Raw genomic sequence first — 16,986 nt, forward strand, 5'->3', positions numbered from 1 at the left:
AGTTTAAATGTAGTTTTGTTAATAGCTTAAGCTTAATAATAAGAGTTCATAGAATGATAAAAACAATACTTTTGTTGGTTTTGTATCCTGTTGCTGTGTTTGCTCAAATATCTGCAAATCAATACTTTGAAGGGATTTATGCTAAATATCAAAATATAGAGGATATGCAAGCAACAATTAATTTCACTTTAAAGGGATTAAAGCAAACAGGTGTTTTGCTTTATAAGTTTCCAGACAAGTTTATTATTAATCTAAATTCAAATAATCAAGTTTTTGTAAGTGATGGCGAATTTTTGACAGTTTATGTTCCATCTCTTGGGACTTCGTTTAATCAACAATTAATAAAAGGTGGCAGTGGGGGAGGTCTTATGAAAGTTTTAAATAGTGAGTACAGCGTGTCTTATACTAATTCTCCAAATTTAGAAGCTCTTGATTCATCTGATTCTGGAAAATATATTAAATTAACCTTTTCTAGAAAGCTTTACAAGGGAGCTGCTACTATTAATTCTTTTATTATTGCTTTTACTCCGGATGGAATAATTAGAAGAATTACTGCTTATCCTACTAGTGGTGGGCGCGAAATAGTTATTGATTTAATTGCTGTAAAGTTTAATGTTGGAATTCTTGATAGTAAATTTAACTATGATCCTCCAAAATCTTCAAATAAGGTAGATAATTTTTTATATGATATTAAAAAAAATTAAGGTTTAATCTATGGAAGGAAATGATTTTATTAAATTTGGGAGTTATTTGAGAAAAGTTAGAAATGATAAAAATTTAACTCTTGAAATGGTAGCTGATGATATTAAAATTTCTGTTAAGTATCTTAAAGCTCTTGAAGATTCTAATATTGAAATTTTCCCAAATGAAGTTTTGGCTGTTGGATTTTTAAGGACTTATAGCGAATATTTAGATATTGATTCTAGATTAATATCGACACTTTTTAAAGATTATAAAAATAGACTTAATAGCAGTTATATCGGGATTAGATCTGAAAATAAAATTTCAAATTTAGGCTTTTCAAGTGATAAAAAAGTCCCAGATAAAAAAATATTTTTTTTTAGTTTAGAGTCTTTAAGTATGTTAAAAATCCTTTTAGGAATTGCTAGCGTTATTTTGCTATTATTTATGTTTATTGCTTTTAGAGAAGTGAAAGTTTATTTTAAAAAATTTTTTAAGCTTAGCCGGGATGAGAAGAAAATTTCTAATATTCATGAAGTGTCTTTTGATAAAAAGAATTTTTGGAATCTTTCTCTTAGCGAAGGAGATTTTTTATCTTTAACATATGGTAATAATATCGCAAAATATAGAACATCGTTTATTAGTGATGATTTGGTTATTGTTGATGAGTCTAAAAAAAATAAAAATATTTTTAATTTAGGAGAGTTTAAAGAGATAAATCTTGATGATAATTTGAGAGTCAAAATTATTTATGAGAATTATTATTATGATAAGTCGAAAATAGCCCATGTAAGTTTAGAGTCTTTTGCTTTAAATGTTAAATATGTGTCTGAAACTAATATTGACAATAGATTTAATATTTTAAATTGGCAGTTTGATGTTAAGGGAACTGAAAAATTGCCAAGTAGTGATTATCTTACCCTATATTCTTCTCAAAAACTTTCAAATGTTGATTTGAAAATTGATTTTTTAAATGATACATTTTTTAGATATGCTGATGAAAACAATCTTCATGGCAAGTCTTTTTTTGCATCCAAAGGAATTCCCATTAATTTAGCTTTTGAAAAATCTTTAATACTATTTTTTTCAAGACTTTCTGATGTTAATATTATTCTCAATGACAAAGACATTACTTCTTTTTTAAAAGAGCAGGGAAAAGAAATTTTTGCTGTCCAATTTTTTTGGGTAAAGACACCTTCAGGGTTTGATCTTAAGGTTTCTGAAGTTTATTAGTAATGGATAAAATAAAAAATTTTTTTTCTAGCTTAAATGCTTTTCAAGAAAAAATTGTTTTTAATAAAAGTAAAAATCCCATGCTTGTTTTAGCAGGGCCTGGAAGTGGTAAAACAAGGGTTATAATTGCAAAAATTGTGTATTTAATCAAACATATGAATATAAATCCTAATGAAATTTTAGCTTTAACTTTTACCAATAAAGCTGCAAATGAAATGAATGACAGGATAAACGATCTTTTAAAATTTGACAAGAAACTTCATATTCAAACTTTTCATTCTTTTGGGGCTTGGCTTTTAAGGTGTTACTATAAGGATTTTGACAAAAATTATGATTCAAATTTTACAATTTGGGATACTAATGATGTTGTTAGATTTGTCAAACAAATTAATCTTGCTTCAAATCTTGAAATGGCAAAACATATTGCGGGGTTGATTTTAAAAGACAAAGAAAATTTTTTCTTAGGAAAATTTATTGAATTTACAGAAAAGGAATATGAGTATATCAAAATTTATGAGGAAGAAAAAACCAAGAACAATGCTTTTGATTTCTCAGATCTTATTATTAAACCTATTTTAATGCTGAGGCAGTCTAAATCTCTAAAAGAATCTGTTCAATCTAAATTTAAAGTCATTTTTGTAGATGAGTATCAAGATACAAATTATTCACAATTTTTATTTTTAAAAGAACTTTATTTAGATGGTATGTATTTTATGGTTGTAGGAGATGAAGATCAGTCCATATATTCTTTTAGAGGAGCTAGAATTGAAAATATTCTTGAATTTGAAAAAACTTTTGCCAATGTTGCTAAATTTTATTTAGTGCAAAATTATCGTTCAAGTTCAAATATAGTGAGTATTGCAAATGGGGTTATTTCAAAAAATAAAAATAGATATGAGAAACAAATAATAACTCAAAATAGTTATGATAAAAGAATGAAATTTTTAGTTTTTCAAAGCACATCAGATGAAGCTGAATATTTTTCTAACTTACTTGTTGACAATGATGTTGAGACAGCAATACTTTATAGATTTAATTCCCAGTCTTTTCATTTTGAAACATCTTTTTTAAAGAAGAATATCTCATACAAGGTTTTAGGATCAATTAAATTTTATGATAGAGAGGAAATAAAAGATATTATTTGTTTGCTTAGGCTTTTTATAAACAGAAAAGATAAAATAGCTTTTTTGAGAATTGTAAACAAGCCTTCTAGAGGAATTGGAAAAACTACTCTAGACAAAATAATTAGTGTTTTAAACGATGATGATGTTAATTTTAATTTGTTTTGTGCGAGTAAAAAGGTTTTGAGTTCGCTTAAAAATAAAGCCAAAGAATCTCTTTTATTGTTTGTGAATGCTTATGATGAGCTGAGTAAAAAACTTTTTGAAGATAATTATATTAATTTATCTGCTTTTATTGAGGATGTTGTAATTAAGTTTGGTCTTTTAGATTATTATAAAAAATTTGATAAGGACGAAAAATTAAGAAATATTGATGAGCTTATTAATAGCGGAATTGAATATTCAGGTACATTTGAAGGTCTTGCTATTTTTTTAGAAAATTCTTCACTTTCCCCTTTAATTTCTGGAGATTTTAAGTCTAATATATTTTTGTCTTCAATTCACGGTGTCAAGGGACTTGAATTTGATAGAGTTGTGATTTCTGGACTTGAGAAAGGTCTTTTGCCAGCTGAAATTGAAGAATTAACAGAAGATAGACTTGAGGAGGAGAGAAGGCTTTTTTATGTTGCAATTACAAGAGCTAAATCAGAGCTTATTGTTACCTTAAATTTGAGGCGAGCTTTTAGAGGTTCTTTTAAAAGAACTGCGCTTTCCGTTTTTTTTCAAGATATTGACAAAAACTTTTATGACATTGTCTTTATTCCTGAGTATTTAAAAGAGTATTTTAATAATTTTTTTATTGATAATAAAAGGGATATTGGATTTAATATTGGAGATTATATAATTTATAATGAAGAAAGGGGAATGATTGTTGATATCTGGTATCAAGGTAGCTTGCAATTTGTTAAAATCAGCTTGAGAAATGGTAAGAAGGCTATTTTGAGTCCTGAGTATATTAAAAAAATTATCAAAGTTTAGAGGTTTATTTTGCAAGATATACATTTGGAAAATAGTTTAAAATTAAGCTTAGTAAGACTTGGCAAAGGGAGTGAAGATAAATTTATTTCAAAATTTGAGAAAGTTATTAAATTGGTTAATGAAATTTCAAATTTTGAGGTTCAAATTAATTTTGATGCTAATAAGAAAAAGATTTCTACATTGCGTGAGGATAAAGTAAGATTTTCTCTTTCTATTGAATCAATTAAGAAGCTTAGTAATTCGTTTTTAGATGGATATTTTTCATCTCCTAAAATATTCGAATAAGGATAATGTCTTGGACTTAAGCAATTTAACTTTAACTAAAATTCAAGAATTAGTTTTAACTAAAAAATGTCAAATTTATGATATTTTACTTGCTTATAAAAATAATTATGAATTAAATAAAGATATTAATGGATACATTGAATTTTTTGATGATTCTTTAGAGATTGCAAAAAGGTATGATGATTGTTTGAGAAATTGTGAATTAGAGGATTTGCCTTTAATTGGTATGCTTATTGCTGTCAAAGATAATATTTCAATTCAAGATAAATCTTTAACCTGTGCTTCTGAAATTTTAAAAGGCTATATTTCTCCTTATGATGCAACTGTGATCAAAAGACTTAAGAATAAAGGAGCAATTTTAATTGGCAGAACCAATATGGATGAATTTGCCATGGGTTCTACTTGTGAATTTTCTTATTATGGTGCAACTTTAAATCCTTTAAATAGAGAATATGTTATAGGTGGCAGTTCTGGAGGCTCTGCAGCTGTAGTTGCAGCTTTTCAAGCGCCTTTTTCGCTTGGCAGTGATACTGGAGGTTCTGTTAGACTTCCTGCATCTTTTTCAGGAATTTTAGGCTTCAAGCCTTCTTATGGTGGTCTTTCTCGCTATGGGCTTGCATCTTATGCTTCGTCTTTTGATCAAATAGGCTTTTTTGCTCATTCTATTGAAGATATTGCTTTGATCTTAAAGCATACTTGTGGAGCTGATAAAATGGATTCTACTAGTGTAGACATCTTTGATGATTTTTATCCTTTAAAAATTGAGTCGTTACAAGGTAAGAATTTAGCTGTAATTAAAGAACTTAGCGAAGATCTAATGGACAAAAATGTTGCAAGTAGTTTTGCTAAATTTAAATTTGATCTTTTGTCAAAAGGTGTTAATATAAAAGAAGTTTCAATAGAAGAGATTAATTTTATTTTATCAATTTATTATACAATTTCTCCTGTTGAAGCATCCTCAAATCTTGCTCGTTATACTGGGCTTTGTTATGGCAAGAGAATGTCAGAAAATTTAAGTCTTAATGATTTTTATTTTAAACATAGGAGTAATTTCTTGTCAGAAGAAGTTAAAAGACGTATTGTTCTTGGAAATTATTTATTGTCAGAAGGGTATGATTCTAAATATTATGCAAAAGCTTGTGAAATTCTTCAAAACTTGATTATTCCTAAATTTAACAAGCTTTTTGAAAGTTGTGATTTTATTATTACTCCGACAAGTTTTGTTAAACCTTTTAGGGTTGGTTTAGATTTTGATGATCCTGTTAAAATGTATTATTCAGATATTTGTACTGTGATTGCAAATCTTATTGGGGCTCCTGCTATTTCGCTTCCGTATTCTAAGGATAAGGAAGGATTATCGATCGGAATGCAAATTATTGGGCGCAGCAAGAAGGATTTTGAACTTTTAAGTTTTTCAAAAAATGTGATTAGGGAATTGGGGTTGAATGGAATATAAATTAGTTATTGGATTAGAAATTCATATTCAGCTAGGTTTAAAAACAAAGGCTTTTTGTGGATGTAAGAATGAGTTTGGAGGAGTTCCTAACTCTCGTATTTGTCCAATTTGTCTTGGGTTGCCAGGTTCATTGCCAAGTGTGAATGTAGAGCTTATTAATAGTGCAATTTTAGCAGGGCATGCCACAAACTCAAAGATTAGGCGCGTTGTTAAATTTGATAGAAAACATTATTATTATCCAGATTTGCCAAAAGGATATCAAATCTCGCAAAATGATAAACCGATTTGTGAGGGAGGAAGCTTATTGATTGAAACCTCTTCTGGGTTTAAAAAGATTAACATTATTAGAATTCACATGGAAGAAGATTCAGGCAAAAGCCTACATTTGCTAGATAGTGAAAATCAAAGTTATATTGATTTTAATCGTTCAGGTGCTCCTTTGCTTGAGATTGTTTCTGCTCCAGATATTGGTAATGGGGATGAAGCAGTTGCTTTTTTAAGTTCTTTAAGAGAAATTTTTAGGTATCTTGATTTGTCAGAATGCAATATGGAGAATGGTTCTTTTAGATGTGACGTAAATGTTAATTTAATTGTTAATGAGAGTGGTATTGAGTATAAAACTCCTATAGCCGAAATAAAGAATTTAAACTCTTTTAAATCTATTAAAGCTGCCATTGAATATGAAGAATTAAGGCAACAAGAGGAGTGGATTCAATTTAGGAAAACACTTGATAGTTGTGGTAAGCACACTAGAGGATTTGATGATAAGAGCGGGATAACAGTGATTCAAAGGAACAAAGAAACAGTATCTGATTATCGTTATTTCCAGGAACCTGATCTACCTTTAATAGAGATTGATGATTTTTATATTGATAATATTAAAAATTTAAAGTTAATTGAACTTCCATTTGATGCAAGAGTTAGGCTTAAAGCTCAATATGGGTTAAGTGATTTTGATGTTACTACTTTAACATCAGATAAGCACCTACTTAGATATTTTGAAGATGCTGTTATTAATTCAAGCGATCCTAAAAAAGTAGCCAATTGGATATTGTCTGAAGTTTTAAGCGTTCTTAATGACAAAGGAATTAGTGTTCTTGAGTTTAATTTGCTTCCAAGCCATATTACAGAGCTTGTTGAATTTATTGTTGCTGATAAAATAAGTGGTAAAATGGCAAAAAAAGTGTTTTCAGAGATGATGGCTAGAAAAGTTCCAGCTTCTGTTATTATAAGTGAAAATCAATTAGAGCAAATAAGTGATGAGTTTGTTATTAAACAGATTGTGCTTGAAGTTTTAAATGAAAATCCCAAGTCAATTGAACTTTACAAAAAGGGTAAAGATCATGCTATCAAATTTATGATGGGGCAAATAATGAAGAAATCTTCAGGTAAGATTAATCCTATACTTGCAAATGAAATTCTTTTACAAAGTTTAGCAAATGTATGATTTCTCCTTAATAGACAATTTGCCAGTTATTAAGAGGGCCAGATTTTTTTATCTTTATGATATTCACGGCAAGAGATATTTGGATTTATATTTAAATGGTGGAAAAAATTTTTTAGGTTATAGAATTCAAGGGTTAAATCGCCTTTTTAAGCAAACTATGTCAAGGGGCTTGATATCTCCTTATCCTTCTGTTTTTAAAAATCAGTTTATAAATTTGGTATTTACTTTTTTTAAAGAGGCCGGGTCTGTTTATATTTTTAAGCTAGAACAAGATGCAAAAGAATTTTTATTATCTTTAACTGGTAAAGATAAAGTTTTTATGCCTTGGGAAAAAGAAGAAGGAATATATGAGTTTAAAGTGGGATTTAAAAATATTAAATATCCTATGATTTTTAATATGCCTTTGCCTGATTGTATGTCTGTTAGTATTGTTATCATAGATAACCTTTCTAGAAAAATAGAATTTAAAGATAATTTTGATGCTATAACTTTATCTTTGGCTAGACATACATTAAGCAAACTTTTGTTTTATGAAAAAAATCTCAATATTGATTTTAATTCTTTTGCCACATCTTTGTTTAGAGTGACTAATAGGTATATGTTTCCTCTTTATGACGCTTATTATCATTCTGAAATTTTTAATGAATTTCTCAAGTATGGGTATTTAATTAGTCCAAATTTTAGTATTCCATCTATTGTTCCCTTGAAGTTTTCTAAAGGAGATCTGGATAATTTTAAAAAAATTTGTTTTGCTCTTAAAAACAAGTTTGTTGATGGACTTGACAGTGGTCTTTGCAAATAATACAATGAATAAGATTTATGCATAAAATTATATGTAAGGGTAATGTGCTATTATGAATAAGATAACCAATAATGTTACGATTTGGATCAAGCCAAAGACTGTTGAGAAAAAATGGTATGTAATTGATGCAGCAGACCGAGTTTTAGGTAAAGTTGCTGTGGATGTTGTTAGAATTTTAAGAGGTAAACATAAAGCTTATTATACTCCCCACCAAGATTTAGGTGACAATGTTATTGTTATTAATGCTTCTAAGGTTAGGTTGACAGGTAAAAAATATCAACAAAAACTTTATTATAGACACTCAAGATATCCAGGAGGTCTTTATTCTGATACTTTTAGAACGTTGTCAGAGAGAAAGCCTTGTGCTCCCCTTGAGATCGCTATTAAAGGTATGTTGCCAAAAGGTCCTTTAGGGCGTGGTCTTTTTAGAAATTTAAAAGTCTTTTCTGGTTCAGAGCATACTCTTAAAGCTCAAAATCCTGTAAAGCTGGAAGCTAATTTAGAGAGGTAAGATGAAAAAATCAAATTTTAGTAATGTTAATTTATCAATGGGAACTGGTAGGAGAAAATCTTCTGTTGCTAGAGTTTACATTAGAGAGGGTAGTGGCAATATTAAAGTAAATAATAGAGACTTTGACTCTTACATTCAACTTGAAAATTTAAGAACAATGGCGCTATCGCCTTTAGTTTTAACAAATACACTTGGGAAATATGATCTTTATATTAATGTTTATGGGGGAGGGATCTCAGGTCAATCAGGGGCAATAAGGCACGGTATTTCAAGGGCTCTTTTTGAACTTGATGAATCTAATAAGATGATTTTGAGATCTAATGGGTTTTTAACAAGAGATTCAAGGAAAGTTGAACGTAAAAAATTTGGGCAGAAAAAAGCACGAAAAAGTTTTCAATTTTCCAAAAGATAATTTTATTTTTTATACATTTTACATTTTTATTTAAGCAAAAAAATCCCTTCTAGAGGGATTTGATTTATTTTTGCTTAATGGAATAAAAGACGTTTTTACCGTGGTATTCAGCAGTTGTTTCCAATTCTTCTTCTATTCTTATGAGTTGATTGTATTTGGCTATTCTGTCTGTTCTTGAGAGTGAGCCAGTTTTGATTTGTCCTGTCCCAAGAGCTACGACAAGATCAGCTATTGTTGTATCTTCTGTTTCTCCTGATCTGTGGGAGACTATTGCTGTGTATCCTGCCTTTTTAGCCATTTCTACAGCTTCAAATGTTTCTGTTAGTGTTCCTATTTGATTTACCTTTATAAGAATTGAATTGGCAACTCCCATTTCAATTCCTTTTTTAAGAAATGAGGTATTTGTTACAAATAAATCATCCCCAACAAGTTGTATTTTGTGCCCAATTTTGTCTGTAAGTTTTTTCCAACCGTCCCAATCTTCTTCGGCCATGCCATCTTCAATTGAAATGATTGGATATTTTTCTACCCATTTTGACCAATATTCAACCATTTGTTCGGAAGTAAGTTCTTCTTTTGTTGACCATTTAAGTACATATTTTTTTGTTTTTGGGTCATAAAGCTCAGATGTTGCTGGATCAAGAGCTATTGCTATATCTTTTCCAGGCTCATATCCTGCTTTTTTTATTGCCTCTATAATCATTTCGCAAGCTTCTTCATTTGATTTTAAATTTGGGGCAAATCCCCCTTCATCTCCAACAGAAGTTGCATATCCTTTGCCATGTAGAATGCCTTTTAGTGTGTGAAAAACTTCTACTGACATTCTTATTGCTTCGCTGAAAGTTTTTGCTCCTATTGGCATTATCATGAACTCCTGAAAGTCAACAGAGTTGTCAGAATGTGCACCACCATTAATAATATTGCACATAGGTGTAGGCAAAATGTTAGCTTTGTACGCTCCAAGATATTGATAAACCTTAAGTCCAAGGTACTTTGCAGCAGCTTTAGCTGTAGCCATTGAAACTGCTAAGATTGCATTAGCACCAAGCTTTTCTTTTGTAGGGGTGCCATCAAGTTCAAGCATTTTTCTGTCGATTGCAACTTGATTTAAGGCGCTCATTCCTTCAAGTTCTGGGGCAATTATGTTTTTTATGTTTTCAATTGCTTTTAAAACTCCTTTTCCCATATATACAGATTTATCACCATCTCTAAGCTCAACAGCTTCGTTAATTCCTGTTGATGCACCTGATGGTACAGCAGATCTTCCGCAAGTTCCATCTTCTAAAATGACATCAGCCTCAACTGTTGGATTCCCCCTAGAATCAATAATTTGTCTTGCTTTGATTTCATAAATGTGAAAACCCATTTTTGTACTCCTCATATTATTTACTTTAATGTATGTTTTTAGTATAATGTTTAAAAGTCTAAATGTGTAGTATCTTGCCAAAAGAATTTTTGAACTTTGTATATGATCTATGAAAGATAGGTGTTTATATTTATTGATTTTCACATTTTTATGTGTTAACAATCTTTTTTCAGATAATTATGTAATGTATGATTTTGATTTGAGTTTAAATGAATTTTTAGAAGTTTCAACAAGAAAAGACAATCTTGAGCCCATGGTTGATTCTAAGCGTATATTATTGTTTTATCCTCCCAATAAGGGAATTAGAAAAATTTTTGCTGCTTTTGACTTTGATCAGTATTCTAAAAAGTATTTATTCAAAAAAAATGAGTATGGAGTTTTTTTTGTTAAAGTTAATATTCCTCATGGCACAAGCGATATAAAATATAGACTTATTGTAGATGGTGTTTGGACCAATGATGAGTATAATAAAAATGTGGTTTACAATGAGGATTTAGTCCCATTTTCTAAAATTGAGGTTACCAAAGAGAAGTCCAGTTATATTTCTTTGAGAAATCCAATACAATCATATGATAATAATGAGGTTGAAATTTTTTATATAGGTCGTCCTGGACAAATAGTTACAATAGCTGGTAGTTTTAATAATTTTAATCCTTTTTTAAATAGGCTTATTGAAAAAGAAGATAATAAGGGAATTTATACTATTAAGCTTAAAAATTTGCCCAAGGATAGAATTTATTATTATTTTATTGATTCTGGCAACAAAGTAATAGATAAAAATAATGTTAATAGAATTAATTTATACTTTGTTGAAGGGATTGATAATAAAATAGATTTTGAAGTTTCCTATTTTGACCATAAATAAGCTTTTCAATTGTTTATTTATTCATCTCATCAAAAAGGTATTTAGATACAAAGTGATCTTTTTCTATTTCTTCAAGTTTTGGGTGTACCTGAGTTGATAAGTGAATTTTTCTGATGCTTGCTAGGGTTTGTTCGTCCAATTTTATATTTTTGTTTTTTCTTTTTTCGGGGTTGATTTCAGGAATTGATGCTATTAGCATTTTAGTATATGGGTGAACTGGGTTTGAAAATAGTGTTTCTCTTGGTGCAAGCTCTAGGATAACCCCAAGGTACATTACAGCTATTTTATCACTCATATATTTTACTACAGCAAGGTCGTGAGAAATAAATAAATAAGACAAATTGAATTCTTTTTGCAGGGCTTTTAGCAGATTTAAAATTTGAGCTCTAGTTGATACATCAAGCGCAGAAACGGCTTCGTCTAAAAGTAAAAGTTTAGGATTTAAAGCTAGTGCTCTGGCAATTCCTATTCTCTGTCTTTGTCCCCCCGAAAATTCATGAGGATATCTGGATAACATACTTTTATGTAACCCAACAACATCTGTTAGTTCGTTTACTCTTTGTTCTATTTCTTGTTTTGTTTTTGGAAGAATTTTGTTTTCATTGTATATTTCTAATGGTTCTGCTATTATTTCTTTTATTGTCATTCTTGGATCAAGTGAAGTGTGAGGATCTTGGAATACCATTTGCATATCTTTTTTTGTTTTTAAGAGTTCTTTTTTTGAAAGTTTAGTTATGTTTTTTTCGTTAAAGTAAATATTTCCAGAGGTTGGTGTGTAAAGTTGCATTATTGAGCGAAGAGTAGTAGATTTGCCGCAGCCAGATTCTCCAACGAGTCCCAAAGTTTTATTTTTTTCAACTTCAAAGCTAACATTGTTTACAGCATTGACTTTTTGTTTGTTTTTCCAAAATATAAAATCTTCTCCTGTTGTGAATGTTTGCATTAAGTTTTCTACTTTAAGAATTATTTCTTTTTTACTGCTCATTTAAAATTCCTCCTCAATGCTGGTTTTTGTGATCTTAATAGGATTTTCTTTCATTGAATAAAGTTTTTTACTTGGATCGTGTTCTAGTGTAAGAATTGATTTTAAAAGTCCAATAGTGTAAGGGTGTTTAGGATTGTTAAATATTTCCTCTACTGTTCCTTCTTCTACAATTTCTCCTTGATACATGACAGAGACTGTATCACAAATTTCAGCAACAACTGCAAGATCATGAGTTATGAATATGGTAGAAGTATTGAATTTTTTAGATAGGTTTTTGATTAATAATAATATTTGCTCTTGGATTGTAACATCAAGGGCTGTTGTCGGTTCATCTGCTATTAGTAAGGATGGATGACAGCTGAGTGCCATGGCAATCATGACTCTTTGTCTCATTCCTCCTGAGAATTGATGGGGGAAATGTTTTATTCTCTCTTCTGCGTTTACAACACCAACAGTTTTTAACATTTCTATTGCTTTTTCTTTGGCTTCTTTTTTTCCTAATCTTTGGTGTAAGATTATTGTTTCTTCAAGTTGAGTTGATATCCTTAAAAATGGGTTTAATGAAGTCATTGGGTCTTGGAATATCATTGATATTTTATTACCTCTAATTTTTAAAAGTTCTTTTTCGCTAAGTTTTAGCAGATCTTGGTTTTCAAATAGTATTTCTCCACTTTTATATACTGTTGTAAGTTCTGGTAATAATTTTAAAATAGCCATGCTTGTTACGGACTTTCCACTTCCAGATTCTCCAACAATAGCTCTAATTTCTCCTCTTTTTACAGATAGGTTAATATTGTTTACAGGATGAATTGTTGTATGTTTTAATCTAAATTCAATCGCTAAATTTTTTATTTCTAATATGTTTTCTTTTTCCATTCAATTTCTCCTTAGATGCTATCTTTTGGATCAAATGCATCCCTTAACCCATCACCTAAAAAGTTCATAAATAATAGAAATATTGTCATAACTGTAGCCGGAATAAAAACTTTCCATGGATATTCAACAAATGTAGCAATTCCATTTTGCACTAATTCTCCCCAGCTTGTCATTGGAGCTGAAATTCCAAGTCCTAAAAAGGATAAAAATGCTTCAGCCATAATAAAGCTTGGAACTCTTATTGTTGTGAATATAACTATCATTCCAATGCTATTAGGGATTAAGTGTTTTAAGATTATTCTTTGATTCGTTGCACCAAAGGTTTTGGCTGCTTGTATAAATTCTGAACTTGATAATGATTGTACTTGGCCTCGTACAACTCGAGCTACTGTTAACCACGATACAAATGCAAGTGCTATGAATAATCCTATTATACTTCTTTCCATTATTGCCATTAATATTATTACAATAAGTAAATAGGGTAATACATAAAGAATCTCTATTATTTTAGTGATTATTTTGTCAGGTAATCCTCCAAAAAATCCTGCTATTGAGCCTAAAATAGTTCCTATTATCATAGACAAAAAAGCTCCAATAAATCCTACAGAAAGAGAGATTTGACTGCCTTGTATTAATCTTGCAAGTAAATCTCTTCCAAGATTGTCTGTACCAAGCAAATATACTCTTTTATGTATTTTTACTTCCTTTTTATCTATTATTTGAACTTCATTTTCTATTTTTCTTTTTATGTCTTCGAGTTTTTTTAGTTCGTCTTCACTTATTTCTCTTTTTTCTTTTTTTGCTAATTTTTCAATAAATTTTTTTTCTTTCTTGTACCATAGTTCTCCAGCAGCCTGGAAAGATGGTGGCAAATCGGAATGTTCTACTATTTGAGTGTGGTATTTATATATAGGTAATATTGGTTGTAGAATGGCAATTAAGATATAAAATCCAATTACAAAAAGACTACCAAATGCCAGTTTATTTTCTTTAAATCTTGACCATGCTCTTCTTTCGAGTTTAGAATTGGTTTTGTCATTTTCTTTTTCAAGGTTATTCATTTTGATTTCCTCTTATACTCTTGGATCTAACATTTTATATATAATGTCTGATATTAATATGGAAATAAGCAGTATTATTGAGTATACTAACAATCCCCCCATTAATACTGGGTAATCTCTGTTTAGTGCAGATTCTGTTATAAACATTCCCATTCCAGCAATTCTAAATATTTTTTCAATAACTACGCTTCCAGAGATTATAGCAGCAAATGCTGGACCCACATAACTTACTACAGGCAGCATTGCTCCTCTTAACATGTGCTTTATAACTATCTTTCTAAAGTCTAGTCCTTTTGCACGTGCAGTTCTTACAAAGTCACTCTGTATTATTTCTAACATTGAGCCTCTAATTATTCTTGCGAAAATAGCTATATTAGGCATACTAAGAGTTATTATGGGTAGAATTAAATTTGAAAATCCCCCCCTTTCTGTAATCCATCCGGAGGTGTAAAGTAGGCTCCATTTAATTGCAAAAAAGTATTGTAAAATTGGTCCTATTACGAATAATGGTATAGAAATCCCCAATATGGCTATTGATGTTATTATATAGTCTATATAAGTATTTTTATAAATAGCAGCCAATATTCCTATTGGTATTCCTATTGATAGTGATATGATGAGGGATATTACTCCGAGTGTAAGTGATTTTGGAAATCCTAATTTTATGTATTGATTAACTGTAAGGTCTTTCTTTTTTAAAGAAGGCCCCAGATCCCCTTTGAGAACATTTAAAATATAATAAAATGCTTGAATATAAAAAGGTTTGTCAAGATGATATTTTTCCATCAATCTTGCTTTTACTTGAGGATCAATAGGTTTTTCAGAATCAAATGGGCTTCCAGGGGCCATTCTCATTACAAAAAAGCATAAAAAAATTATTGCTAGTAAAGTTGGTATCATTCCTATTAATTTTTTTAAAGTAAACTTTAACATTTTTGCTCCTTTGTAAATAGATATTGGCAATATTATATATTAGTCAATTATATCATATAGTATTTATTGTTTTTCAAGCTATAGTTGATAATTTTTGATGAAATAGAAGGTTGTTTGCATTATAATTAATAATTTTTTTTTCAAAAAAATGTATTTTGTCTTTTTTAAATGGTTTTTAAAATTTTGTTATGTTGATTAGATAAGGATTTGTTTTTTTATTTAAGATTCTAAGTTAATTTTGCCTTAGAATCTTAAATATTATTTTTAAATTATGTTGAACACTTTTAGAAATTAATTAGTTGTGTTTTGCATTCTTAATTGATTTTAATTCAGAAAAATAATAAACCTCTGATACATTGGGACTCCATCCAGTCCATTTGTCGTTTCTGAAAAGATAGTGTCCAGAATATATGTATATTGGTGCGGCAGGAAAATCTTTTTCAATTATTATTGATTCTGCTTTTCTAAGTATTTTTTTTCTTTTTATAGGGTCTTTTTCAAAATCTGATTCTCTAATCAGTTTATCAAATTCTAGGTTTGAATATCTGTATGATGCAAGTTGCGAATTTTCGCTTGTGAATATAGTGAAGTATGTGTGTGGATCTAAATATTCCCCAATGCGTCCAATTCTTATTATTTCAAAATTGCCTGTATTTCTACTATTAGTAAGAACAGGCCAATTTTCATTGGTAAGCATAATATTTATATTTAAAATTTTTTTCCATTGGTTTTGAATAAATGCAGCAATTTTTTTATGAGTTTCATTCGTATTGTATTTTAGCGTTAGCATTGGAAATCCTTTTCCATTAGGATATCCAGCTTGTGTTAAAAGCTTTTTAGATTTTTCAGGATCAAATAAAGCTAATTTTTTACCATAATTGTAATTTTCAAGATCAGGAGTTATTTCTCTTGTAGGAACTGTACCGTCATTGAGTACCTTGTAAGTTAAAGTTTCTCTGTCAATAGCTAACGTTAAAGCTTCTCTAACTCTAGCATCATCAAGGGGTTTTATTTTTGTATTAAATGAGTATAAATAAATTGCATTACTTTTGTGTTGATAATAGTCATTTTGTAGTTTTATTTCATTTACAATGTCCGGCGGGATGCTGTTAAAAATAGCATCAATTTCGTTATTTTTGTACATATTGTATACAGTCAGATCATTGTCAGATGTAATGTAGACAAGCTCTTCAAGTTCTACTTCTTTTGCATTGTAATAGTGTTCATTTTTTTCAAATATAATTTTTTCATTAGGTAATCTTTTTTTTAATTTAAAAGGACCACTGGTAACCATGTTTTCAGGATTTGTCCAATTTCCTTTATATTTTTCAATAACATGAATAGGTACTGGCATGAATGCATGATGTAGGAGCAATTCAAGAAAATAGGGTTTTGGAGATGTAAGTGTTATTTCCAATGTTTTGCTATCAATTGCTTTAATTCCAAGCTCAGAATCAGATACTTTTCCATCAAAATACTCTTGCCCATTTTTTATTATTGATTTAAGCACGTCAACATGTGCAGATTCTGTTGTTTTATTTAAAATTCTTAAAAAAGATTTTCTTATCCCTTCAGCAGTGATTGAAACTCCGTCGCTCCAAACAAGGTTGTCTCTTAGGTAAAATTGATATGTTTTTTTATCTTTTGAGGCTTCCCAATTTTTAGCAAGTCCAGGCATTAGCTTTCCTGTTTTGGTATTTAATGATAAGAGCCCCGAGAATACTTGTTCTAAAATTCTTGCTCCAATTGTCTCATCTACCAAGTGTGGATCAAGTGATGAAGGTGCTCCCCCTATGTATACTTTAAATGTTAATTTTTCCTTTTCCGAATTGTTGTTACATGTAATTAAAGATATGGCAAGTATAATTAGTGTTGCCAGCTTAAGTTTTGTATTGATTTTTGTAGTTTTATTAAAATTCATTTTAACCTTTTCCCCGAATTTAAAATTATTTTATTGATTTATTTATAAGTTTT

16 protein-coding genes are annotated in these 16,986 nt (G+C 29.6%); 10 read left to right on the forward strand and 6 right to left on the reverse strand.

Features of this window, described 5'->3' with window-relative positions:
• Positions 1-53: 53 nt before the first annotated feature.
• Genes HNP63_RS02570 through rpsI form a run of 9 tightly spaced genes read left to right on the forward strand, consistent with a single transcriptional unit; the run spans position 54 to position 8,926 of the window.
• Positions 54-704 carry a LolA family protein gene (locus HNP63_RS02570; protein ID WP_004790402.1) on the forward strand — a complete coding sequence of 217 codons (651 nt, stop codon included), beginning with the start codon at positions 54-56 and terminating at the stop codon, positions 702-704.
• Between the two features lie 10 nt (positions 705-714).
• A complete protein-coding gene (locus HNP63_RS02575) occupies positions 715-1,914 on the forward strand; it encodes a BB_0345 family helix-turn-helix protein (RefSeq protein ID WP_183227145.1) in 1,200 nt (399 codons plus the stop codon).
• 2 nt (positions 1,915-1,916) lie between these two features.
• The gene (locus HNP63_RS02580; protein WP_183227147.1) at positions 1,917-4,013 is read left to right on the forward strand and encodes an ATP-dependent helicase; all 2,097 of its coding nucleotides are present in this window, start codon (positions 1,917-1,919) and stop codon (positions 4,011-4,013) included.
• Positions 4,014-4,022: 9 nt separating this feature from the next.
• Positions 4,023-4,298 (forward strand): Asp-tRNA(Asn)/Glu-tRNA(Gln) amidotransferase subunit GatC, encoded by a 276-nt coding sequence (gene gatC / locus HNP63_RS02585; protein ID WP_048830568.1) that lies wholly within the window; start codon positions 4,023-4,025, stop codon positions 4,296-4,298.
• Between the two features lie 10 nt (positions 4,299-4,308).
• Complete coding sequence (gene gatA / locus HNP63_RS02590) at positions 4,309-5,754, forward strand: Asp-tRNA(Asn)/Glu-tRNA(Gln) amidotransferase subunit GatA (protein ID WP_183227149.1); 1,446 nt, start codon at positions 4,309-4,311, stop codon at positions 5,752-5,754.
• Positions 5,744-7,201 (forward strand): Asp-tRNA(Asn)/Glu-tRNA(Gln) amidotransferase subunit GatB, encoded by a 1,458-nt coding sequence (gatB, locus tag HNP63_RS02595; RefSeq protein ID WP_183227151.1) that lies wholly within the window; start codon positions 5,744-5,746, stop codon positions 7,199-7,201. Before gatA ends, gatB begins: the two co-directional genes overlap by 11 nt.
• Positions 7,194-8,003 carry a hypothetical protein gene (locus HNP63_RS02600; protein WP_073999152.1) on the forward strand — a complete coding sequence of 270 codons (810 nt, stop codon included), beginning with the start codon at positions 7,194-7,196 and terminating at the stop codon, positions 8,001-8,003. The genes gatB and HNP63_RS02600 overlap by 8 nt, the downstream gene beginning before the upstream one ends.
• Positions 8,004-8,055: 52 nt before the next feature.
• Entirely contained in the window at positions 8,056-8,514 is a 459-nt protein-coding gene (rplM, locus tag HNP63_RS02605) for a 50S ribosomal protein L13 (protein WP_004790698.1), read from the forward strand.
• 1 nt (position 8,515) lies between these two features.
• Positions 8,516-8,926, forward strand: a complete 411-nt coding sequence (rpsI, locus tag HNP63_RS02610) for a 30S ribosomal protein S9 (protein WP_004790427.1) — start codon at positions 8,516-8,518, stop codon at positions 8,924-8,926.
• A gap of 64 nt (positions 8,927-8,990) precedes the next feature.
• Here rpsI and eno read toward each other — a convergent pair whose 3' ends face one another.
• Positions 8,991-10,292, reverse strand: coding sequence for a phosphopyruvate hydratase (gene eno, locus HNP63_RS02615; protein WP_011600962.1), 1,302 nt, complete (start codon positions 10,290-10,292; stop codon positions 8,991-8,993).
• Between the two features lie 133 nt (positions 10,293-10,425).
• Between eno and HNP63_RS02620 the strand changes: the two genes are divergently transcribed.
• Positions 10,426-11,157 (forward strand): early set domain-containing protein, encoded by a 732-nt coding sequence (locus HNP63_RS02620; protein WP_011600961.1) that lies wholly within the window; start codon positions 10,426-10,428, stop codon positions 11,155-11,157.
• 13 nt (positions 11,158-11,170) lie between these two features.
• Here the strand turns inward: HNP63_RS02620 and HNP63_RS02625 are convergent, their stop codons facing one another.
• The 5 genes from HNP63_RS02625 to HNP63_RS02645 all read right to left on the reverse strand — a co-directional run bounded on the left by HNP63_RS02625 (position 11,171) and on the right by HNP63_RS02645 (position 16,933).
• On the reverse strand, positions 11,171-12,142 hold the full coding sequence (locus tag HNP63_RS02625) for an ATP-binding cassette domain-containing protein (RefSeq protein ID WP_011600960.1): 972 nt from the start codon (positions 12,140-12,142) through the stop codon (positions 11,171-11,173).
• The gene (locus HNP63_RS02630; protein ID WP_011600959.1) at positions 12,143-13,018 is read right to left on the reverse strand and encodes an ABC transporter ATP-binding protein; all 876 of its coding nucleotides are present in this window, start codon (positions 13,016-13,018) and stop codon (positions 12,143-12,145) included. It abuts the gene before it with no gap.
• Between the two features lie 11 nt (positions 13,019-13,029).
• A complete protein-coding gene (locus tag HNP63_RS02635) occupies positions 13,030-14,079 on the reverse strand; it encodes an ABC transporter permease (protein WP_044052187.1) in 1,050 nt (349 codons plus the stop codon).
• A gap of 12 nt (positions 14,080-14,091) precedes the next feature.
• Positions 14,092-15,012 (reverse strand): ABC transporter permease, encoded by a 921-nt coding sequence (locus HNP63_RS02640; protein ID WP_073999153.1) that lies wholly within the window; start codon positions 15,010-15,012, stop codon positions 14,092-14,094.
• A 295-nt stretch (positions 15,013-15,307) separates the two neighbouring features.
• Entirely contained in the window at positions 15,308-16,933 is a 1,626-nt protein-coding gene (locus HNP63_RS02645) for a peptide ABC transporter substrate-binding protein (RefSeq protein ID WP_015055489.1), read from the reverse strand.
• Positions 16,934-16,986: the final 53 nt, after the last annotated feature.

The organism is Borreliella afzelii, from assembly GCF_014202295.1.
Taxonomy (GTDB): domain Bacteria; phylum Spirochaetota; class Spirochaetia; order Borreliales; family Borreliaceae; genus Borreliella; species Borreliella afzelii.